This window comes from Biformimicrobium ophioploci (assembly GCF_030270605.1).
Taxonomy (GTDB): Bacteria; Pseudomonadota; Gammaproteobacteria; order Pseudomonadales; family Cellvibrionaceae; genus Biformimicrobium; species Biformimicrobium ophioploci.
Map to the genome: position 1 here is coordinate 1 of NZ_BSYJ01000014.1, position 1,638 is coordinate 1,638.

Sequence of the window (1,638 nt, forward strand, 5' to 3'; positions counted from 1 at the left end):
GTGAATGAAGGACGACGCCCAACGCTTTGCTTCACTTTTGTGTTGCTCGCGGGGCTCGCAAATTAACACAAAAGTGTGCGCGCTCGCGTGGCGCGCCTTATCCAGGCGTTACGTTTTTTTAGAGAGTATTTATGAGTGAAAAAATACTGAGTAACATCAGAGAGAATAAATATGATAGGAAGGAGTTGGAAAAGCTCCTCTCTAATGCGGAGCGCTTAGGAAGAAAGGAAATTGCGGTGGCGGTTAAAGAGTCCCTAAAAGAGGTAGATTCTCGTTCATATTCAAAGCGCTTCGTGAAGCCTATTCGGGATAAAATTAAACAAATTGCCCATGATATTATGGAGAATGAAGGGTGGGGCAATTGGGCGGATAATAAGGTCGGGAATGGCGTAAAGACCGGCGGCCTTATGCTGAATGGAGAAGTCTTAGCGGAGTTCTATTTTTCATACCGCGCGCCAGATTGGAAAAGCTCATCCTATTTGGCTGTTGTCCAAGAAACTGAGGAGAGCGCTGTTCACTATACTGTCAAGAAGCGGAGTGAAGATACGGTCAAGGTTTTCAATAGTGTAGAGGCCATTGAGCTTTTCCACAGTGCCCTTAAAACGTAACAAATGGCTGCAGCCGACTCCATAAGCTTTGCTTCGCTTTTGTGATGTTCGCTGCGCTCACATTTTTACACAAAAGCTTAGCGCCGCTATGTCGCGCTGAGCCAGGCGTTATGTGTTCGGAGGGATAATGGCAGAGGTACTCCTATTTGATTGGGGTGATACTCTTATGGTGGATTTCCCCAGTGCCCGTGGAAAGATGTACCTCTGGGAAACGGTTGAGGCCGTTGAAGGTGCGGTTGCCGCGCTAGAAAAACTAGCGGCTGAGGCAGAAATATATATCGCAACTGGCGCCGCAGACTCAACGCCACAAGAAATTGAATTGGCTTTCCGGCGCGTGGGACTTGACCGCTATATCAGCGGTTACTTCTGCCAGCGGAACGTTGGCGTTGAGAAGGGCTCAGCTACTTTTCTGCCGTCAATTTTAGAAGTTCTCGGTAAGCCAAAGGAGTCCGTGGCTGTAGTCGGAGATAGCTGGGAAAAGGATGTTGAGCCGGCAGTTGCCATTGGCCTACGGGCATACTGGCTGCATTCCGGTGGCGTGCAGCGTTCGCACCCGCTAGTGCGCCAGATCAGTACGTTGTCGGAGCTCAACACATAACAAATGGCTGCAGCCGACTCCATAAGCTTTGCTTCGCTTTTGTGATGTTCGCTGCGCTCACATTTTTACACAAAAGCTCTGCGTCGCTATGTCGCGCTGAGCCAGGCGTTATGCGTCTTCAGGTCTAAAGGATTTTGTATGGATTCTGAATTTGAATTGAAAGTGTCGGATCTTTCGAGATCCATCGAAAAAGATGGTAAGACCGTAAAAGTTGAAATTTACGGTGATGGCGCAGGGAAGTGGATCTTAGAGATAGTAGATGAGCACGGCAACTCAACTGTCTGGGATGATCAATTTTCTACAGAGCAAGATGCGTTAAATGAAGCTATATCTGCTGTAGAGCAAGAAGGCATTGATTGCTTTATTGGTCCGGTGTCCGGAATTGAGCAATGATTCTGGCTGCAACGCATAACAAGCGCGTGAAGGTCGACT

3 protein-coding genes are annotated in these 1,638 nt (G+C 48.2%); all 3 read left to right on the top strand.

Translation table 11 applies throughout. The features are described from left to right. The first annotated feature begins 131 nt into the window (after positions 1-131). Positions 132-608: a hypothetical protein gene (locus tag QSJ80_RS15470; RefSeq protein ID WP_285765371.1), complete on the top strand. Its 477-nt coding sequence runs from the start codon at positions 132-134 to the stop codon at positions 606-608. Positions 609-735: 127 nt separating this feature from the next. Continuing rightward, positions 736-1,206, top strand: coding sequence for an HAD family hydrolase (locus QSJ80_RS15475; protein ID WP_285765372.1), 471 nt, complete (start codon positions 736-738; stop codon positions 1,204-1,206). A 138-nt stretch (positions 1,207-1,344) separates the two neighbouring features. Beyond that, positions 1,345-1,599 carry a hypothetical protein gene (locus tag QSJ80_RS15480; RefSeq protein WP_285765373.1) on the top strand — a complete coding sequence of 85 codons (255 nt, stop codon included), beginning with the start codon at positions 1,345-1,347 and terminating at the stop codon, positions 1,597-1,599. Positions 1,600-1,638 lie beyond the last annotated feature (39 nt).